Origin of the sequence: Nocardia niwae NBRC 108934 = DSM 45340 (assembly GCF_001613465.1) — a bacterium.
Lineage (GTDB): Bacteria > Actinomycetota > Actinomycetes > Mycobacteriales > Mycobacteriaceae > Nocardia > Nocardia niwae.
On the sequence record NZ_BDCK01000017.1, the window covers coordinates 97,570 to 115,714 of the forward strand.

An 18,145-nucleotide genomic window follows, 5' to 3' on the forward strand; every position below is an offset into this window, starting at 1 on the left:
ACTGCGCGACCCGAACATCGCTGTTCGGGTCGCGGGGGACGGGCAGTGCCCGGTCAGGCGGTTTTCGGGAGAAGATCCAGGTCGGCCGTGCGCAGCGGCGCGGCGGAACTGGCCAGGTAGCGCTGCAGGGTGGAGCGCTCGTCCAGCACCAGCCAGGTGATCTCGTCCGTGGGCTCGGGTCGCTGCTCCTTGGTGGTGACGCCGACCGGGGTGCCGAGCGCGTAGGAGCGGTCCTCGGTGACCGGGACGGCGATGGCGCCGATCTTGGTGACGGCCCGCTCGGCCACCACGGACTCGATGGTCTGGTCGATCGCCACCGCGACCCGCGTGCCCGGTCCGGCGCCGATGGCGAGCAGCAGCCGGGCGAGGCGGTTGGACCAGCGATCGAGTTCGGCGTAGGTGAGGTCGCAATCGGCGGTGGACACCACGACCGCTTGCGGATCGACATCGGCGACGGACTGCGCTTGCGGCAGGACGTACAGGTTGTCGGCGAGCGAATCGGTCAGCGTGTGCATGTCGTGTCCTCGAGTGTCGATGGAGAGGTTCTCGGCGTACCTCTGAATCTCGTCCTCGAAAGGGCTTTTCGACAGCAACCCCAGCGCTGGTCCGCGCACTCCCAGGGTGGGGGAAACCTCACCCAAGGGGGTGGGCCGGTCAGTCGGTCACGTAGCCGTTGAGCGTGTTGCGCAGGTCGGTGAGCAGGGCGCGGGCGGCGGTGAGGCCTTCGCCGTGCCAGACGCTGTCCTCCACGGCGAACACCCGGCGGTCGGTGGCGGCGCCGAGTTCCTTCCACTCGTCGGTGCGCAGCACCGTCTCCCCGTGCTTCTTGCCCTCCGGGCCCGCGAGGATCACGTAGACGACGTCGCCTTCCACCTTCGTGGCGAACTCGTCCTCGCGCACGTCGAACGAGGCGCCGCGCTGGGCCGCGGGACGCTGCACGCCCGCGTCGCCCAGCACCTGGCCGGAGAAGCTGTCGCCGCCCTGCACCCGCTCGGTGTCGGCGGTGAACCGGACGACCGACGCCTGGGTCTGGCCCGCCGCCAGCGTGGCGCCGGTGTCACGTGCCTCGGTGCGGTAGTTCTGCAGCGCGGTCTCGGCCGCACCGCGCCGCCCCAGACCCGCCGCGAATGCCGCGAACTCGGCCTGCCAGCTGTTGCCCGAGCCGACCAGCACGGTGGGGGCGATGGCCTGCAGCGCGGTGAAACTCGCTGCGCCGGTGGGAATCTCACCCAGGATCAGGTCGGGATGCAGGCTCGCGATCCGGGCCGGGTCGGGCTGCTCGGCGGTGCCGACGCCCGGGATCTTCAGCACGCCGGTGCCCAGATAGGCCGGCTGCGGACTCGGCCCGTCCATGGTCACCGTGCCCACGACCCGCTCCCACAGGCCGAGCGCGCAGACGGCGTCCAGCGCGGAGGTGGTGAGCACGACGATGCGCTGCGGATCGGCGGGGACCTCGGAGACGCCGGACGCGTGGGTGACGCTGCGGGTGGCCTCACCCGGATCCGGCGCGCTCGGCAGCGCGCACGCCCGGGTGGTGTCGCGCTCGAGCCCCACCACACCCGCGCCCGCGATATTGGTGGTGGTGCGCACGATGGAGGCCGAGTCGTCGGTGGTGCCGCCGCATCCCGCGACGAGGAGCGCGGCACACGCGGCCACGACCGCCCGGAACCGATGACCGGCCGCGCTGTTGCGATGGCGGATCGCGCGAATTCGGGTGCCTCCATGCATCACATCGCTCACCGGCATGCGTGTGAGGGTACATGTCGGCGCCGGTCGTTCCGTGGGTGAGGTGGGAGCGGTTGGTGTCGGGCGTGGTTTTCGACGCGTTCCATCTGGCGCGGGTCCGCCGCGCCTTTCGAACGAGGTCTGCCCATGTTACCGTTTCGATGCGGTCGCGAACGGGGAGTTGTGCGACAACGGCAAGGGGGAATCATGAGATTGCGTTCTATTCGGCTTGCTTTGTTCTTGTTCATGGTTGTCTGTACTGTTGCCGGAGGCGGCGGGGCGTCTGCGACGCCTCCGCCCGGATCGAAATTCGACTACGAGAAGTTCGCGGCCGATATGGCGGCGTGCGATGCGGACGGCAGCTCGATGAACGAGAATCAGATTCTGTACGGAGCCGTTCATCCGAACGGCTCGAAGATGCAGTTTCGGTGCTACGCATTGCGCCATATGATTGATGGCGGGCATGATCCGTTCGTCAATCCGAAGGCATTTTTGGACTGTATGGACCGGTTGGTGAGCTTCGGCTTTCCCAGGGATGGCAACAAGCCGGGGCACAAACAGCACATACTCCAGTACAACGGCACGAGCAGCCGGGCGAAACTCGCCTACGACACGAACCGCGGCAACGACATCCTCACTGTCTATACTGAGCCGCGGGACAACGAGTGGTTCGCCTGCGCGACCACGTAATTCATTCGAACGGGGGCGCTGAAAGCAGATGGGGACACGTCGACGCGAGCTGGTCGCTGCTGCCAGGCGGGGTGAGGACGCCATCGAGGAACCGCTGTCACGGCTGCGGCTCGATCTGACGGAGATGGTCCGTTTCTGCGGTCGGGTCTTCTGCGGCGAATCTTCCAGTCATGCTCTGGCGGTGCATGCCCTCCGCGCACGAAGTGCCATCGCGATTGTCGGCTGGATGGATGGATTCACCGTATTCGATCGCTTGCGCTTGGCGGCGCTCGACAGCATCGCCGGAGACATGAACGGTTTGCACGCCGACTCCATCGACTTGGTGAACGCGGATCGAATAGCCGATGGGGTGACGCAGTTCTTCCGGCAGAGAAAAGTGTCGGCGCGTCCGCTGGAGGGAATTTTCCTGATCTGCCTGAACGAGGCATATGCTGTCAGCGGCGGGTATCGGGAGCCGTATCTCGGGGCACGGAACATCGCGGAAATGAGATTGTTCAGCGACCTCGAGGACGAACCGTTCGTCGCCTTGTGTGACGAACTGACGACTCGATTCGAAGAATCCACCGGTGAGAATTCGTCGATCGTCGCGAGCATCGAGGACGTTATGGCGGAGTTCGTGCGCACGAATCCGGTGTGAGAAAGCCGTGCACGCGTGACACGTGGCCCCGCACGAAGAGTCGGAGTGGCGGGGAGTCTTCGCACGGGCCCGTCCGCCTCACGCGCGGTTGCCGCCGATGCTGAAACGGGCGCCGGTGGAGTCGGTGACCGCGGACATGCGGCCGTAGGGGGTGTTCTCGGGTGGGGAGAGCACCTTCCCGCCGAGTTCGACGAGCCGCCCGACCGTCTTGTCCACGTCGTCGGCGCCGAAATAGACGATCCAGCCCCCGGGTGCGCCTTCGGGCAGGAAGGCCGAGGCGTCCATGACGCCGCCCAGCATCGGGCTCTCGGCGTGGATCGTGGAGTAGCGGAATCCGGGGGCATCGGAGATGGTGAAGACGTCCGACCAGCCGAACACCTCCCGGTAGAACGTCAGCGAGGCGTCGTAGGCGCGGGTGTGCAGCTCGAACCAGGACGGCGCGCCCGCGTGCTCGCCCCACTGGCCGCCGGAGACCAGGCCCATGGTCTCGAATCCGGGAAACGTTCCGGCTTGCCAGAGGCCGACGCCCGCACCGCCCACGTCGCCCAGCACGGCCATCGTGCCCAGTTCGCCGACCGCCATCGGGGGCACGACCAGCGACGCCCCCGCCGCGGTCGCCGCGTCGGCGGTGGCCTGCGCGTCGGGACTGGACAGATACACCGTCCACTGTTCCGGGCTGTCGGTGTCGCCGGGCATCCTGGCCATGGCGCCCGCCACCGCGCGCCCGCCCTTGCGGAAGGTGACGTATCCGCCGAACTCCTCGCCCGCGCTCTCGGCGCTCCAGTCGAACAGCTCGCGGTAGAACGCGATACTCCGATCGAGATCGGAGCTGTACAGATCGACCCAGCAGGGATCGCCGGGCTTCATGCGGTTCGTTTCGGTCATCTCGCTGGTCTCCTGGCCTGGGGTGAACTCGTGTCACCTCTACAGACGTCAGCCGCCCGCGGAACTCATCGGCCCCGGCGCGACAAGTTCGAGCGACGGATGACCTCAGGCCTACCAGCATCGCAATCATCCGAGCCACCGGTTGGCGACTACGCGCCACCTCACCCCGACCACGTCTTTCGAGCGAAGCGAGACCGAGCATGTGCCGTTCGCGGCCCGCGAGCCATACAGGGGCCGCGAACACGCCGCGCCGCAGGCGCGGCCGAACAAATACGACAGAGAGTAGGACCCGTTCGGCTCGCCGCATCGCCACGGGTTTACGATTCGAAGAGCGCAAGCGAACTGTCGTCTATCCCGACATCGGGACGGATGCGATCAGCGGAGCCTGCGGAGCGACCTAAAGGCACCTTTCAGGAGGATCAGTGACTGCCGTAGAGCCCCAGCCAGTCCCTCAGTTGGAAGCGACTCGGCCTTATCCGGCTCGGACCGGGCCGAAGGGCTCGTTCATCTACAAGATGGTCACCACCACGGACCCCAAGGTCCTGGGTGTCATGTACCTGACCACGTCGATGGGCTTCTTCCTCATCGGTGGCCTGATGGCCCTGCTGATGCGCGGCGAGCTGGCGCGACCCGGCCTGCAGTTCCTCTCGACCGAGCAGTTCAACCAGCTGTTCACCATGCACGGCACGATCATGCTGCTGTTCTACGCGACCGCGATCGTGTTCGGCTTCGCCAACATCATCCTTCCGCTGCAGATCGGCGCTCCCGACGTCGCCTTCCCGCGCCTGAACGCCTTCAGCTACTGGCTGTACGCGTTCGGCGCCAGCATGGCGACCGCGGGCTTCATCACCCCGGGCGGCGCCGCGGACTTCGGCTGGACGGCGTACGTGCCGCTCACCGACATCCTGCACTCGCCCGGTGTCGGCACCGACCTGTGGATCCTGGGCCTGGCGGTGTCCGGTCTGGGCACCATCCTCGGTGGCGTGAACATGCTGACCACCGTGGTCTGCCTGCGCGCTCCGGGTATGACCATGTTCCGGATGCCGATCTTCACCTGGAACATCGCCGTCACCAGCGTCCTGGTGCTGCTCGCCTTCCCGCTGCTGACCGCCGCGCTGTTCGGCCTGGCCTACGACCGCCACCTGGGTGGCCACATCTACGACCCGGCGACCGGCGGCATCCTGCTCTACCAGCACCTGTTCTGGTTCTTCGGCCACCCCGAGGTGTACATCATCGCGCTGCCGTTCTTCGGCATCGTCTCGGAGATCTTCCCGGTCTTCTCGCGTAAGCCGATCTTCGGTTACACCACGCTGGTCTACGCCACCCTGGGTATCGCCGCGCTGTCCATCGCGGTGTGGGCGCACCACATGTACGCCACCGGCGCGGTGCTGCTGCCGTACTTCTCGTTCATGACCTTCCTCATCGCGGTCCCGACCGGTGTGAAGTTCTTCAACTGGATCGGCACCATGTGGCGTGGTCAGCTGACCTTCGAGTCGCCGATGCTGTTCTCCATCGGCTTCATCGTCACCTTCCTCTTCGGTGGTCTGTCCGGCGTCATCCTGGCCAGCCCGCCGCTGGACTTCCACGTCACCGACTCGTACTTCGTCGTGGCGCACTTCCACTACGTGCTCTTCGGCACCATCGTGTTCGCCACCTACGCGGGCATCTACTTCTGGTTCCCGAAGATGACCGGACGGATGCTGGACGAGCGCCTGGCGAAGTGGCACTTCTGGACGACCTTCATCGGCTTCCACACCACCTTCCTGGTGCAGCACTGGCTGGGCGCCGAGGGCATGCCGCGCCGCTACGCCGACTACCTGCCCAGCGACGGCTTCACCACGCTGAACACCATCTCCACGATCGGCGCCTTCGTGCTCGGCGCGTCGATGCTGCCGTTCCTGTGGAACGTCTTCAAGAGCTACCGCTACGGCGAGGTGGTCACCGTGGACGACCCGTGGGGCTACGGCAACTCGCTGGAGTGGGCCACCACCTGCCCGCCGCCGCGGCACAACTTCTACGAGCTGCCGCGCATCCGCTCCGAGCGTCCCGCGTTCGAGCTGCACTACCCGCACATGGTCGAGCGCATGCGCGCCGAGGCGCATGTGGGCTGGGGCTCGGGTAAGCACGCCACGGAGCTGCACGAGCCGAACGCCCTGGCGAAGTAGGGCGCCTTCGCACCGGGGCCGGGCGTATGACGTCCGGCCGCGCCGTAGGATTCATCGCGACGAGTGTGCACCCGCTGGTCACCAGCGGGTGCACACTCGTTTGTGGAGATCGTTTGCAGAGATCAGTACGCACCGTGCGTTGCGACAACGACGTCCAGCACAGCGACGGCGAACATCGAACATGGAGCGCATCAGTTGGCCGACACCACCGTCCTCGTCACCGTCACCGGGCCCGACCGTCCCGGTGTGACGTCCGTGCTGCTCGCGGCCATGTCCCGGCACCAGGTGAGCCTGCTGGACGTGGAGCAGGTCGTGATCAGGGGCAGGCTGACCCTGGGCGTCCTGGTCGCCTGCCCGACCGACGCCGAGGCGTTGCAGGACGAGCTGGAAGAGGCCATGAACACCGTCGGCATGCACGTCGACGTCGAGGTGGACGCGGCGATCGGCAGGCAGCCGATGTCCACGCACGCGGTGGTCATCCTCGGCAGCCCGGTCACCGCGCGCGCGTTCAGCGCGGTGTCACGGCAACTGGCCGCCCTCGGCGCGAACATCGACACCATCCGCGGTATCGCCGACTATCCGGTGACCGGCATGGAGTTGCTGGTCACCGCGACCGACTCCGGCCCGGACACCGATTCGCGGCTGCGCACGGCGCTGGCCGAGGTCGCGGTGGCCGAGCAGGTCGATGTGGCGGTGGAGCGCGCGGGGCTGGCCCGGCGCGGCAAGCGGCTGATCGTCTTCGACGTCGACTCGACGCTGATCCAGGGCGAGGTCATCGAGATGCTCGCGGCGCACGCGGGCGTGGAGGACGAGGTCCGCAAGGTGACCGAGGCCGCGATGCGCGGGGAGATCGACTTCGCGGAGTCGCTGCGGCAGCGGGTCGCGACGCTGGCCGGACTGGACGAGTCGGTGATCGAGGAAGTGGCCGACCGGATCGAGCTGACCCCGGGCGCGCGCACCACCATCCGCACGCTGCGCCGCATCGGTTTCCGCTGCGGGGTGGTGTCGGGCGGCTTCCGGCAGGTGATCGAACCGCTGGCGCACGAGCTGGAACTGGACTTCGTGCAGGCGAACACGCTCGAGGTGGTGGACGGCAAGCTGACCGGCCGGGTCGTCGGCGAGATCGTCGACCGGGCGGCCAAGGCGACCGCGCTGCGCAAGTTCGCGGCCGAAGCCGGGGTGCCGATGGAACAGACCGTCGCGGTGGGTGACGGCGCCAACGACATCGACATGCTCAACGCCGCCGGGCTCGGCGTCGCCTTCAACGCCAAGCCTGCGCTGCGCGAGGTCGCCGATGCGGCGCTCTCGCACCCCTATCTGGACGCCGTCCTGTTCATCCTCGGGGTCACCCGGCACGAGGTGGAGGCCGCCGACGCCCGGGACGGCCTGCTGCGCCGCGTCCCGCTGGGCTGATCGTCCGGCCCGGTTTCGTTCGGCCTCGGTAGGCTCGCTGCTGTTGATCTTTCGGCGATCGGAGGACGGGTGCGGAAGGCCCTGCTTGTGCTGCTGGCCGGATCGGTGGTGGCGGGGTGCGGCAGCTCGCCGGACGGCACGACGACCGAGTCCGCGGATCCCGTTGTGCGCGTGAGCGAAACGGGCGACGGGCAGCAGCGGCGACTGCGGGTCGGGCAGCGGCTGGTGGTCGCGCTGCCGTCGAATCCGTCCACGGGCTACTCCTGGAGCATCGCGATGGTGGACGCGACTGTGGCGAAGCAGGACCGCGAGGCGGATTTCGAACCCGATCCGGCCGTCCCTGTCGCGCCGGGCGCGGGAGGTACGGCGGTGTGGAGTTTCGTCGGCGCGGCCGCGGGCCGGACGCCGCTGACGATGGAGTACCGGCGTCCGTGGGAACAGGGCCTCGAACCGGCCAGGACGTTTTCGTTGACGATCGAGGTGGAGCGATGACGAGCATTCCGGAATGCGGCGCCGAAGTCCGGGATGACGGCGAGAATCTTCCGGCGGCAACGATTTCGGACGTCGAAGGATTCCGGTCCCGGCACGCGGAGCTGTCCGGTGGCTACGGTGCGGGCGATCCGGACGATCCGGCCATGGTGCAGGCGATGCAGATGGTCCTGCATCTGCCCAAGACCGATCCGCCGCCGCGCAGTGCGCTGCTGGCCGCCGCCGCGTCGGCCGCGGTGGCGCTGTGCCTGGACGAGCGAGTCGGGCCGGGCGGCGAGTGGGAGGAACGCTATCTCGGGTGGAAGCGTTCACGAATCCGCAAGGTGGCCCGCCGGGCTCGCGGCGCTCAATGGCGTGCGACGTGCGGTGTGCCGGGCGTCACCGTCGAGATCGACGGCGCGCAGGCGCGGGCGCTGGTCCCAGGGCCGGTGGGCGAGGTCGATCCGCGGATCAGGCGGCTGCAGATCGGCGGCACCGATCTCGAGCACGACGATCCCGGTCCGCCCGATCCGCACCTGCCGGTGCTCTGGGTGAACGCCACGCTCGGCATGACGCTGGGCAAGACCGCCGCGCAGGTAGGCCACGCGAGCATGCTGCTGGCCGGTGCGCTGCCGTGGGAGCACGCGCTGCGCTGGGCGGAACTCGGCTTCCACTGCGCGGTGCGCGAGGCCGATCCGCTGCGGTGGGCGGCGCTGGCCGAGCAGGTGGCCGGGGGCGGAGCCGTCGCCGTGCGCGACGCGGGATTCACCGAGGTGGCCCCGGGCTCGATGACGGTGATAGCGGTGCCCGCGCGAGCCTGGTGAACCGTCGCGCGGGCGTGTCGGAGGGGCGCCCGGGACGGCCGTGAGGGCGGTGTTCCGGCATAGATCCGACCGACCGGCTCGGTTTTCCCTCCCCGCGTTGGCAAGTGCCCCCACAGGTGGGCCAAGATGGAGCGCGTGCCGCAACCGGATCCCGATCTGCTCATCGATTTCACCGACGTCACCGTCCGCCGCTCCGGCCATACCCTGGTCGGCCCGGTCACCTGGCAGGTCGAGCTCGACGAACGCTGGGTGGTCCTCGGGCCCAACGGCGCGGGCAAGACCTCGCTGCTGCGGATGGCCGCCGCCGAGTTGCACCCGACCGCGGGCATCGCCCATCTGCTGGGGGAGCGGGTCGGCAAGGTGGACATCAGCGAGTTGCGTCCGCGCATCGGCCTGTCGTCGGCCGCGGTGGCCAGCCGGGTGCCGATCGACGAGAAGGTCAGCGATCTGGTGATCTCCGCGGGTTACGCGGTGCTCGGCCGCTGGCGGGAGCGCTACGACGACGTCGACACCGACCGCGCCATCGACATGCTGGAAAGCCTGGGTGCCGAGCATCTCTCGGACCGCACCTACGGCACCCTGTCGGAGGGCGAGCGCAAGCGGGTGCTCATCGCCCGCGCGCTGATGACCGACCCCGAGCTGCTGCTGCTCGACGAGCCGGCCGCGGGCTTGGACCTGGGCGGCCGCGAGGAACTGGTCGAGCGGCTCGGCGATCTCGCCGCCGACCCGGACGCGCCCGCGATCGTGCTGGTCACCCATCACGTCGAGGAGATTCCGCCCGGATTCACCCACGGTCTGCTGCTCAACGAGGGGGAAGTGGTGGCGCAGGGACTGCTCTCCGACGTGCTCACGTCGGAGAACCTCAGCGACGCCTTCCGCCAATCCATCGCGCTGGATCGAGTCGACGGCCGCTACTTCGCGCGGCGATCGCGGCGCGCGGGCAGGCACCGCACCCGCTGATCCACGCGGCGTGCCCTCGCTCACCAAGCGCGCGTTAGGGTGCAGGAGTGAGTGAGACAGATGTGCAGGCAGACTCTCGGCAACCGGCGCCGCCCCTGAAGGACGCGTCGACGGTGATGCTGGTGCGCGACGGCGCCGACGGGCCGGAGATCTTCCTGCAACGCCGGGTGGGGGCCATGGCGTTCGCCGCGGGCATGACGGTGTTCCCCGGCGGCGGCGTCGATCCGTCCGACGGCACCGCCGACATCGCCTGGGCCGGTCCCGAGCCCGCCTGGTGGGCGCAGCGGTTCGCGACCACCGAGACCAGGGCCAAGGCGCTGGTCTGCGCGGCCGTGCGCGAGACGTTCGAGGAATGCGGTGTGCTGCTGGCCGGTCCGACCGCCGACAGCGTCGTCTCCGACACCACCGGCTACCGGGACGCGCGCGGCAGGCTGGAACACCGGGAACTGACGTTGGCGTCGTTCCTCTCCGGGGAGAAGCTGGTGCTCCGCGCCGACCTGCTGCGGCCGTGGGCGAACTGGATCACCCCGGTGATCGAGCCCCGCCGTTACGACACGCGGTTCTTCGTCGCGGTGCTGCCGGAGGGGCAGCGCGCCGACGGCGCGACGTCCGAGGCGGCGGAGGTGCGCTGGAGCACCCCGGCGGAGGCGCTGGCGCGCTGGCGCTCGGGCGTCGACGTACTGCTCCCGCCGACCTGGTCGCAGCTGGTCGCGCTCGGCGAATTCCGCTCCACCGCCGACATCCTGGCCACCCAGCGCGCGATCGACCCCATCCTGCCGGTCCTGGCCGACCTGGATGGCCGACAGATGCTGTCCTTCCCCGACAACCGCCGTTACTTCGCCGACCTGCCCGACGCCGGGCGACTCAGGGGGTCCGTGCGCCCGTGAGCGCGGGCGGCGCACTGAGCGACAGAGCTCCGGCAGACGAACCGCGATGAGTTTCGCGGTGGTTGATCGTCTATACCCACACACCCGATCAACTGCCCCGAGGAGAACATCATGGCCGCCACTTACACCTTCGACGTCTTTTCCAGCCTCGACGGCTACGGCGGGGTGAGCGGCGGCGATTGGGGCGGCTACTGGGGCAAGCAAGGTCCCGAACTGCTCGATCACCGCTTCGCCTTGTACGAGACCGGGCAGCGGATGGTCTTCGGTGCCAACACTTATCGGGCGTTCGCGCAGATACTGGCCGAGGGCGCCGAGGAGTCGGTGCGTGATCCCTGGGTCACCCGGATGCGGAACCTGCCGGCGACGGTGGTGTCGACCACCCTGAACGGACCGCTCGACTGGCCGGACGCGACCGTCGTGAGCGGTGACGCCGTCGACGTCGTCGCCCGGCTCAAAGCGGAGTCCGAGGTGCCGTTGCGCTCGCACGGCAGCCTGTCGATGAACCGGGCGCTGATGGCTGCCGGTCTGGTCGACCGCGTCCAGGTGACGATCTTCCCGGTGATCACCGGCCGGACCGGTGACGCCCCGATCTTCCGTGGTGCGGCCGACTTCGACCTCGAGCTGATCGAGAGCCGGACGCTCGACGGCAACATCCAAGAACTCACCTACCGGCCCACCCTGCATGTCTGAGCACGCCGCAGCCGCACCCGCAGCCGGCACGGGCCTTCCTGGCGGACCGGGCCATCCATCAGTCGCCCGCTGAGGAGGAATCAGACATGACGAGACCGTCGATTCGGAATCGTTGCCCCGCTCAGGACCGACCTGCCGACGTGGCGCGATCGCGTGCGCCGCATCGCCGACAGCGGCTACTCGACGCTGCTGGTGCCCGACTTCCCGCTGACGCAACCGGCGCCCGGCCCGATGCTGGCCACCGCCGCGGCCTGGACCGACCTGCGCGTGGGCGCCTGGGTGTACGCCTCTCCGCTACACCCGGCCTGGCTGACGGCGTGGGAAGCGCACTCGCTGTCGCTACTGACCGACGGCCGCTTCGGCGGCGAGGGGCGACGCAAGGCGGCACCCCCGGTTTCGCGAGCCGACGTCGGGAGTCGTCTTCGGTCCCGCGCCGAAGCCGGGGCTCGCGGCTGCACCTGGCATGGTTTGCGGCGCTTCGCACCCGGTAGCGTGGCGTCTCATGGCCGAATTCGTGACCCTGGAGCTGCCGGAGGGTGATGTCGCGCGGGGCGTGGCCGTCCTGCGGTTCGCCCGCCCGCCGATGAACCTGCTGAATGTGCAGCTGGTGCGCGAACTGGCGGAGGCGGCCGACGCCGTCGCCGCGGATCCGAGGGTCGCCGCGGTGGTCGTGTACGGCGACGAACGGGTGTTCTCGGCGGGAGACGACGTGGCCGAACTGTTCGGTCTCGGCAGCGAGCAGGCCGCCGCCATGGCGGCCGATCTACAGCGCGACCTGGGCTGCCTGGCCCGTATTCGGCAGCCCACCGTCGCGGCGATCAGCGGATACTGCCTGGGTGCCGGGCTGGAGCTGGCGCTGGGCGCGGACCGCCGCGTCATCGGTGACAACGTCAAGCTGGGCCTGCCGCAGATCAAGACCGGCCTGATCCCGCTGGCGGGCATCCGGCGGCTCGCGCTGCTGATCGGGCCCGGCCCGGCCAAGGACCTCGTCTACACCGGCCGATTCGTCGGGCCGGACGAGGCGAAGGCGCTAGGTCTCGTCGACGAGGTCGTCGCGCCGGACGACGTGTACACCGCCGCGATGCGCTGGGCGGCCCAGTTCGCCGGCGGCCCCGCCCGCGCGCTGGCCGCCGCCAAAGCGGTCTTCGAAGCAGGTCCGCACGGCCTCGATCGGGCGCGCGGCGAGTGGTCGGCCCTGTTCGAAACCGAAGATCGCCTGATAGGAACAGGTTCCTATCAGGCCGACGGTCCGGGGTCGGCGGAATTCGTGGGCCGATAGCAGGCGTCAACTGCGGATTTGGGTAGGCTTGCCGACCATGACGGTACGTCCCGACGACCCCGCGCCGAACCCGCACGCCACCGAGGCAGAGGTCGAAGCAGCGCTCAAGGATACGAAGCTGGCCCAGGTGCTCTACCACGACTGGGAAGCCGAGACCTACGACGACAAATGGTCCATCTCCTATGACGAGCGCTGTATCGAGTACGCGCGCGGCCGTTTCGATCTGGCCGTCGGTCCCGCGCCCCTGCCCTACGGCAAGGCGCTGGAACTGGGCTGCGGTACCGGCTTCTTCTTGCTGAACCTGATGCAGGCGGGCGTGGCGAAGTCGGGTTCGGTCACCGACCTGTCGCCGGGCATGGTGAAGGTCGCGCTGCGCAACGCGCAGAATCTTGGTCTGGACGTGGACGGCCGGGTCGCCGACGCGGAGACCATCCCCTACGAGGACGACACGTTCGATCTGGTGGTCGGCCACGCGGTGCTGCACCACATCCCCGACGTCGAGCTGGCGCTCAAGGAATGCCTGCGCGTGCTCAAGCCGGGCGGCCGCTTCGTGTTCGCCGGTGAGCCCACCACGGTCGGCAACTTCTACGCGCGCTGGCTGGGCCGGATCACCTGGAAGGCCACCACCACGGTGACCAAGCTGCCGATGCTCAGCGACTGGCGGCGCCCGCAGGAGGAGCTGGACGAGTCCTCGCGCGCGGCCGCCCTGGAAGCGGTCGTCGACCTGCACACCTTCGATCCGCGCGCCCTGGAGGCGATGGCCCGCTCGGCGGGCGCCGTCGAGGTGGCGGCCAAGACCGAGGAGTTCGCCGCAGCGCTGTGGGGCTGGCCCGTGCGCACGTTCGAGGCCGCGGTGCCCGCCGAGAAACTCACCTGGCGTTACCGGATGGCCATGTACCGCGCTTGGCTGGGGCTGAGCTGGGTGGACGAGAACGTCATGCGCCGCGTGGTACCGCGCCAGTTCTTCTACAACGCCATGATCACCGGCGTGAAGCCCAGCTCCGCCGGAAAGTAGTGGTTCGCGATCCCTCTCGCGACCGCATCGCCCACCGCGGCGGCACGGTCGGTGCCGCCGCCGTGGGTGGGTACGAGCCCATATCGCCGTTCCGGAATCCGGAGATGGAACGCGGCGGAAACGGTGACCGGGCGAAGGCTTGCCGGATCGCCACCGGCATGATCGCGATTGCCGGAATGGGCCGGGCCGACTCGGTGCACGAGCCTTCGGGACATCCGTAGTGGGTTATCGCTTCACCCGCGATGACGTCGGGTACCTGGGTAGCGCGACCGGCCGGGCCGCGCTGGCAGAGGTGGATCGTCTGGCGCTGACTTCAACGTCCCTGCTGAAGGACCTCGAGCAGGTGCGCCGCGCCCACGGTGACCGGGCCGCGGCTCTGGTCGAGACGGTCCGGCTGCGCCGCCGCGCTACGCCCAAACTCGCCGGCGCGGGGGAGTGGCTGTTCACCGACGACGCCTTGCAGCAGGCGACCCCGACCGCCGTCGGCCGGCATCGGGCCGCGCGCTTGGCCGGGCGGGCGGTGCATGACGTGACCTGCTCGATCGGTGCCGAACTCGTTGAGCTGGCCGTGGTGTGCCCTGCTGTGGTTGGCAGCGATCTCGATGACGTGCGGCTCGCGATCGCCGCGCACAATCTGGGGGTGCGCTGGTTTCCGGTAGGGGCATCGGGTGCGTCGCCGGCGCGGAATGTGGTGCTGGCCAAAGCGGACGCCCTGCGCCCGAGCAGCCGCGACACCGTGATCATCGCCGACCCGGCGCGGCGTGCCGACGGTCGGCGTATCCACGACCCGGCGAAGTTGCAGCCGCCGCTGCCGGACCTGCGCACGGCCTATCAGGGCTGCGATCTGGCCGTGAAATGCGCTCCCGGACTGGATTTCGACCGCCTGGACTGGTCGGGTGAGATCGAGGTCGTCTCACTTGACGGCGCTGTGCGCGAGGCCTGCCTGTGGTCCCCTGGACTGGCCGAACCCGGTGTCACCCGTCGCGCCACGGTGCTCGGGTCCGACGGCTCCGCTTGGACCATCACCGATGCCGAACCGGACATCATCGATGAGCGGGCGCCAGGGCAATGGATCATCGACCCGGACGGCGCGGTCGTCCGCGCGGGTCTCGTTCGTCACTACGCCGCGAGACACGGCTTGTGGCAATTGGATCCCCGCATCGCCTATCTCACCGGTGACGCCGTGCCCGAGGGGGTACGTGGCTTCCGCATCCTCGACCGCATGGAATTCCGCGAGAAAGCCCTCCGCGCCGAACTGCATCGCCGCGACTGCGGCCCCCTCGAGATCCTCGCGCGTGGCGTGGACATCGACCCGGATGCGCTCCGTGCCCGCCTGAAACCCCGGGGCACCCGGCCGCACACGCTGGTGATCACTCGCATCGGCCGCGCCGCGACCGTCTTCCTCTGTGCCACACCGTGAGCACGCGGGTGCCTCACGGCCGGCGTACGCCGGGAATGCGGGCGAGCGCTACTCCGGTTCGAAGGCGAAGATCTCGCCGATGCGGGTCGCGACCACGACCTCACCCTTCGCGCCGATCGACGTGCCGGTGGTGGTTCCCTTGGCGCCCGGAAGAACGTCGGAGTCGATGGTGGTTCCGGTTCGCGTGTCGAAGGTGACGAGGTTGAGCCCCTCACCGATGGCCGCGGTGACGTAACCGGTGTCTCCCGCCGTCTGCGCCGCGGAGCCGCGCTGCGCCAGATCCTTACGCTCCCAAGCCGTTTCGGCCGTGTCGCCCTTGTCGCGGAGCGCCAGCAGGTAGCCGTCCTCACCGGACGGGATGATCAGGCCGTCGTCGGACACCGAGATGCCGCCCCTGGGCGTCCATTCCAGCCGGTGCACCCACTTGGTCCGCCCGTCGGCGGTGTCCAGGGCGATGAGGCGGTTGTTGTTGTCGCCGACGTAGAGGGTGCCGCCGTCGGCGGACAGGGCCGGGCTGGTCGCGCTGCCGCCCAACAGCAGTTCGGCGCTCCACTCCCGCACGATCTTGTCACCGGTGTAGCGCAACGCGACCACGGCCGCCGCGGGCCGTCCCGGCTGCCACAGCGTCACGTAGAAGCTGCCGCTGGCCGCGTCGATGGGGGAGATGTTCGCGACGGGGCACTGCGGCCCTCCGACGGCACAGTCGTCGAGTCCCTGGCCCGAGTCGGGCCAGCCGAGTCCGGCGTTGACCAGGAAGTTGGGTTCGCCGAGCAGTTGCAGCGTCGGCGCCGCCCGCTCGCCCGTCTGCCGCGACAACACGTCGACCTGACCGGATTGGCTGATCGTCAGCAGTTTTCCGTCGCCGGTGAACTGCACCGAGACCGGTGTTCCGGCGACCGGCGTGGCCCACCGCGGTTGCCCCAGATAGTTGAACGAGATCACCCTGCTGTCGTCGCCGACGTAGACGTTGGTCATCCCGTCCACCGCCGACGGCGCGGAGATCGCGCTCGGACCCAGGGCATTGCAGAACCGTTTGCGGCCGGTGGCCATCTGGAAGGTGAAGATCGAGCAGTTCGGCAGGCGCGTGGTGACGAACAGCTGGCTGTCGGGCCCCAGCGTGACCGGCTGGGCGATCGGCCCGCCGACCGGCCGCTGCCAGCTCAACCCGATCTTCCGCGACCCGGTGACCGGGGCGGTGCCGCTGTTGCGGCCGTCGTGGTAAGCGGCGGTCCAGCCCTTGCCGGTGCCGACGGTGATGTCGTCGTAGTCGGTGCCGCAACCGGCCAGCGTCAGCGCGCCGACCGCGGCCAGCACGGCCGCGGCGCGTTTCCGGGACGGTCGCCACATGGAAGTAGCCAGTACGCCGCCGCTTCGCACCTGCCGTACTCCTGTCGTCGTTGGCTCGCACCCGCGCCCTCTCCGGCGCAGGAGTCACTGTACGGGAGGACTTTGCGCGGGTGAACGAGTCCCGGCGTTGTCGTCGCGGGTGGTCGTCGCGGTGCCCGCCGCGAGCGATAGGCTCTATCCGTCGCCGCCGAGGCGGGCGACGGCCGGTAGGACCACGACAGGAGAACCGTTCGTGACGAGCATGTGGGGCGCACCGTTGCGCTCGCGCTGGCGGGGATCGCGCCGCCGGGATCCGCAGCAGGCGCGTTTTCTGACGCTGGCGTCGCTGCGCTGGGTGCTCGCGAACCGGGCGTACACGCCCTGGTACCTGGTGCGTTACTACCGGCTGTTCAAGTTCCGCCTGGCCAACCCGCACATCGTGCTGCGCGGGATGGTCTTCCTCGGCCGCCGCGTGGAGATCCACGCCACGCCGGAGCTGAGCCGCATGGAGATCGGCCGCTGGGTCCACATCGGCGACGGAAACGCGATCCGCTGCCACGAGGGTTCGCTGCGCATCGGCGACAAGGTGGTGTTCGGCAAGGACAACGTCGTCAACACCTACCTCGACATCGAGATCGGGGAATCGACCCTGGTCGCCGACTGGTGCTACATCTGCGACTTCGACCACAAGATGGACGACATCACCGTGCCGATCAAGGACCAGGGCATCGTGAAGAGTCCGGTGCGCATCGGACCCGACACCTGGATCGCGGCCAAGGTCACCGTGCTGCGCGAGACCCGCGTCGGCCGTGGCTGCGTGCTCGGCGCGCACGCCGTGGTGAAGGGTGAGATCCCGGACTACAGCATCGCCGTGGGCGCTCCCGCCAAGGTGGTCAAGAACCGCAAGGCCACCTGGGAGGCAGGCGCCGAGAAGCGGGCCGAATACCTGGCCGCGCTGGAGGACATCGCGCGCAAGAAGAACGGGGCGACGCAGACCGCCTGACGCGTACAGCCGGACGAGTCGCACTGCGGATCACTTCCGGGTCGTCGAAGGTCTGCGCAGTCGCGTCCGGGTGTGGCGGGGCGTTCATCCGGGAAGTGTGGTCGCACCGAGCTGTGGCGCGGCTGTAGCCGGACGAGCGTCGCCTGCTGACCTGAGGCTGCCCGGTGGGGCCTGGATTCGTCGGTGCGGGCGAGTAGGTTCGGCGCTATGACTGCCTACGCCGCGCTGTTGCGCGGGATCATGCCGAGCAATCCGAACATGAGCAACGCCAAGTTACGCGGGGTGTTCGAATCGCTCGGTTTCGAAGGCGTCGGTTCGGTACTGGCCAGCGGCAATATCGTATTCCACAGCGCGGACTCCGACGTGCCCGAGCTCGAGGATCGCATCCAGCAGGCGCTGATCCGGGAGCTGGGCATCGGCGGCGGCACAATCATCCGCAGCCATGACGAACTGCGTGCGCTGCTCGACACCGACCCGTTCCACGGCTTGACCCACGGGCGCGGCACATACCTGATCGCGACGTTCCTCAAGGACACCGCCCAACCGCCGGCCGACCTGCCCGAGCAGCCTGATCCGCTCACCCGGATCGTCGGCTACGACGCGGACGCGCGGGCGTTCCTCGCGGTCATCGACAACAGCGAGCCGGGCAAGACGCCCGATTTCATGGCCTGGCTGGAGAAGACATACGGCAAGGACATCACCACCCGCACCTGGCTCACCGTCGAGCGCATCGTCAAGAAGCTGGGCGGCTAGCCGAG

Annotated in this window: 19 protein-coding genes; 15 read left to right on the forward strand and 4 right to left on the reverse strand. The window is 69.0% G+C overall.

The features are described from left to right. Window positions 1-53: 53 nt before the first annotated feature. Together NNI01S_RS09355 and NNI01S_RS09360 are read right to left on the reverse strand one after the other, a co-directional pair. On the reverse strand, window positions 54-515 hold the full coding sequence (locus NNI01S_RS09355) for an AMP-binding protein (RefSeq protein ID WP_063019619.1): 462 nt from the start codon (window positions 513-515) through the stop codon (window positions 54-56). 139 nt (window positions 516-654) lie between these two features. Continuing rightward, window positions 655-1,746, reverse strand: coding sequence for an ABC transporter substrate-binding protein (locus NNI01S_RS09360; RefSeq protein WP_084488663.1), 1,092 nt, complete (start codon window positions 1,744-1,746; stop codon window positions 655-657). A 186-nt stretch (window positions 1,747-1,932) separates the two neighbouring features. Here NNI01S_RS09360 and NNI01S_RS09365 point away from each other — a divergent pair, with 186 nt between their 5' ends. Then, complete coding sequence (locus NNI01S_RS09365; RefSeq protein ID WP_157114671.1) at window positions 1,933-2,415, forward strand: hypothetical protein; 483 nt, start codon at window positions 1,933-1,935, stop codon at window positions 2,413-2,415. 124 nt (window positions 2,416-2,539) lie between these two features. Continuing rightward, window positions 2,540-3,052 (forward strand): hypothetical protein, encoded by a 513-nt coding sequence (locus NNI01S_RS09370; RefSeq protein ID WP_157114672.1) that lies wholly within the window; start codon window positions 2,540-2,542, stop codon window positions 3,050-3,052. Between the two features lie 78 nt (window positions 3,053-3,130). Here the strand turns inward: NNI01S_RS09370 and NNI01S_RS09375 are convergent, their stop codons facing one another. Continuing rightward, window positions 3,131-3,937, reverse strand: coding sequence for a VOC family protein (locus tag NNI01S_RS09375; RefSeq protein WP_063019623.1), 807 nt, complete (start codon window positions 3,935-3,937; stop codon window positions 3,131-3,133). 422 nt (window positions 3,938-4,359) lie between these two features. Here NNI01S_RS09375 and ctaD point away from each other — a divergent pair, with 422 nt between their 5' ends. The 11 genes from ctaD (at window position 4,360) to NNI01S_RS09435 (ending at window position 15,058) form a co-directional block, all read left to right on the forward strand. Continuing rightward, the gene (gene ctaD, locus NNI01S_RS09380; RefSeq protein WP_084488664.1) at window positions 4,360-6,102 is read left to right on the forward strand and encodes an aa3-type cytochrome oxidase subunit I; all 1,743 of its coding nucleotides are present in this window, start codon (window positions 4,360-4,362) and stop codon (window positions 6,100-6,102) included. Window positions 6,103-6,297: 195 nt separating this feature from the next. Next, window positions 6,298-7,515, forward strand: a complete 1,218-nt coding sequence (gene serB, locus NNI01S_RS09385) for a phosphoserine phosphatase SerB (protein WP_063019626.1) — start codon at window positions 6,298-6,300, stop codon at window positions 7,513-7,515. 69 nt (window positions 7,516-7,584) lie between these two features. Further along, complete coding sequence (locus NNI01S_RS09390) at window positions 7,585-8,007, forward strand: protease inhibitor I42 family protein (protein ID WP_169812947.1); 423 nt, start codon at window positions 7,585-7,587, stop codon at window positions 8,005-8,007. Beyond that, window positions 8,004-8,807 (forward strand): aminoacyl-tRNA hydrolase, encoded by an 804-nt coding sequence (locus NNI01S_RS09395; RefSeq protein WP_084488666.1) that lies wholly within the window; start codon window positions 8,004-8,006, stop codon window positions 8,805-8,807. Before NNI01S_RS09390 ends, NNI01S_RS09395 begins: the two co-directional genes overlap by 4 nt. A gap of 126 nt (window positions 8,808-8,933) precedes the next feature. Further along, window positions 8,934-9,767, forward strand: coding sequence for an ABC transporter ATP-binding protein (locus NNI01S_RS09400; RefSeq protein ID WP_063019629.1), 834 nt, complete (start codon window positions 8,934-8,936; stop codon window positions 9,765-9,767). Between the two features lie 116 nt (window positions 9,768-9,883). Beyond that, window positions 9,884-10,654, forward strand: a complete 771-nt coding sequence (locus tag NNI01S_RS09405) for an NUDIX hydrolase (RefSeq protein ID WP_169812948.1) — start codon at window positions 9,884-9,886, stop codon at window positions 10,652-10,654. Between the two features lie 111 nt (window positions 10,655-10,765). Continuing rightward, window positions 10,766-11,344: a dihydrofolate reductase family protein gene (locus tag NNI01S_RS09410; RefSeq protein WP_063019633.1), complete on the forward strand. Its 579-nt coding sequence runs from the start codon at window positions 10,766-10,768 to the stop codon at window positions 11,342-11,344. A gap of 153 nt (window positions 11,345-11,497) precedes the next feature. Next, complete coding sequence (locus NNI01S_RS35940) at window positions 11,498-11,884, forward strand: hypothetical protein (RefSeq protein ID WP_245676048.1); 387 nt, start codon at window positions 11,498-11,500, stop codon at window positions 11,882-11,884. Then, the gene (locus NNI01S_RS09420; RefSeq protein ID WP_063019635.1) at window positions 11,847-12,623 is read left to right on the forward strand and encodes an enoyl-CoA hydratase-related protein; all 777 of its coding nucleotides are present in this window, start codon (window positions 11,847-11,849) and stop codon (window positions 12,621-12,623) included. Before NNI01S_RS35940 ends, NNI01S_RS09420 begins: the two co-directional genes overlap by 38 nt. Before the next feature lie 37 nt (window positions 12,624-12,660). After that, window positions 12,661-13,638, forward strand: coding sequence for a class I SAM-dependent methyltransferase (locus NNI01S_RS09425; protein WP_063019859.1), 978 nt, complete (start codon window positions 12,661-12,663; stop codon window positions 13,636-13,638). Window positions 13,639-13,858: 220 nt separating this feature from the next. Further along, window positions 13,859-15,058, forward strand: coding sequence for a THUMP-like domain-containing protein (locus tag NNI01S_RS09435; protein WP_063019639.1), 1,200 nt, complete (start codon window positions 13,859-13,861; stop codon window positions 15,056-15,058). Between the two features lie 48 nt (window positions 15,059-15,106). On the opposite strand, the gene NNI01S_RS09440 is transcribed toward NNI01S_RS09435, so the two are convergent. Next, window positions 15,107-16,405 carry an outer membrane protein assembly factor BamB family protein gene (locus tag NNI01S_RS09440; RefSeq protein WP_063019641.1) on the reverse strand — a complete coding sequence of 433 codons (1,299 nt, stop codon included), beginning with the start codon at window positions 16,403-16,405 and terminating at the stop codon, window positions 15,107-15,109. A 232-nt stretch (window positions 16,406-16,637) separates the two neighbouring features. Between NNI01S_RS09440 and NNI01S_RS09445 the strand changes: the two genes are divergently transcribed. Further along, window positions 16,638-17,387 carry an acyltransferase gene (locus tag NNI01S_RS09445; protein WP_063019643.1) on the forward strand — a complete coding sequence of 250 codons (750 nt, stop codon included), beginning with the start codon at window positions 16,638-16,640 and terminating at the stop codon, window positions 17,385-17,387. Window positions 17,388-17,594: 207 nt separating this feature from the next. Further along, window positions 17,595-18,140 carry a DUF1697 domain-containing protein gene (locus NNI01S_RS09450; RefSeq protein ID WP_063019645.1) on the forward strand — a complete coding sequence of 182 codons (546 nt, stop codon included), beginning with the start codon at window positions 17,595-17,597 and terminating at the stop codon, window positions 18,138-18,140. Window positions 18,141-18,145 lie beyond the last annotated feature (5 nt).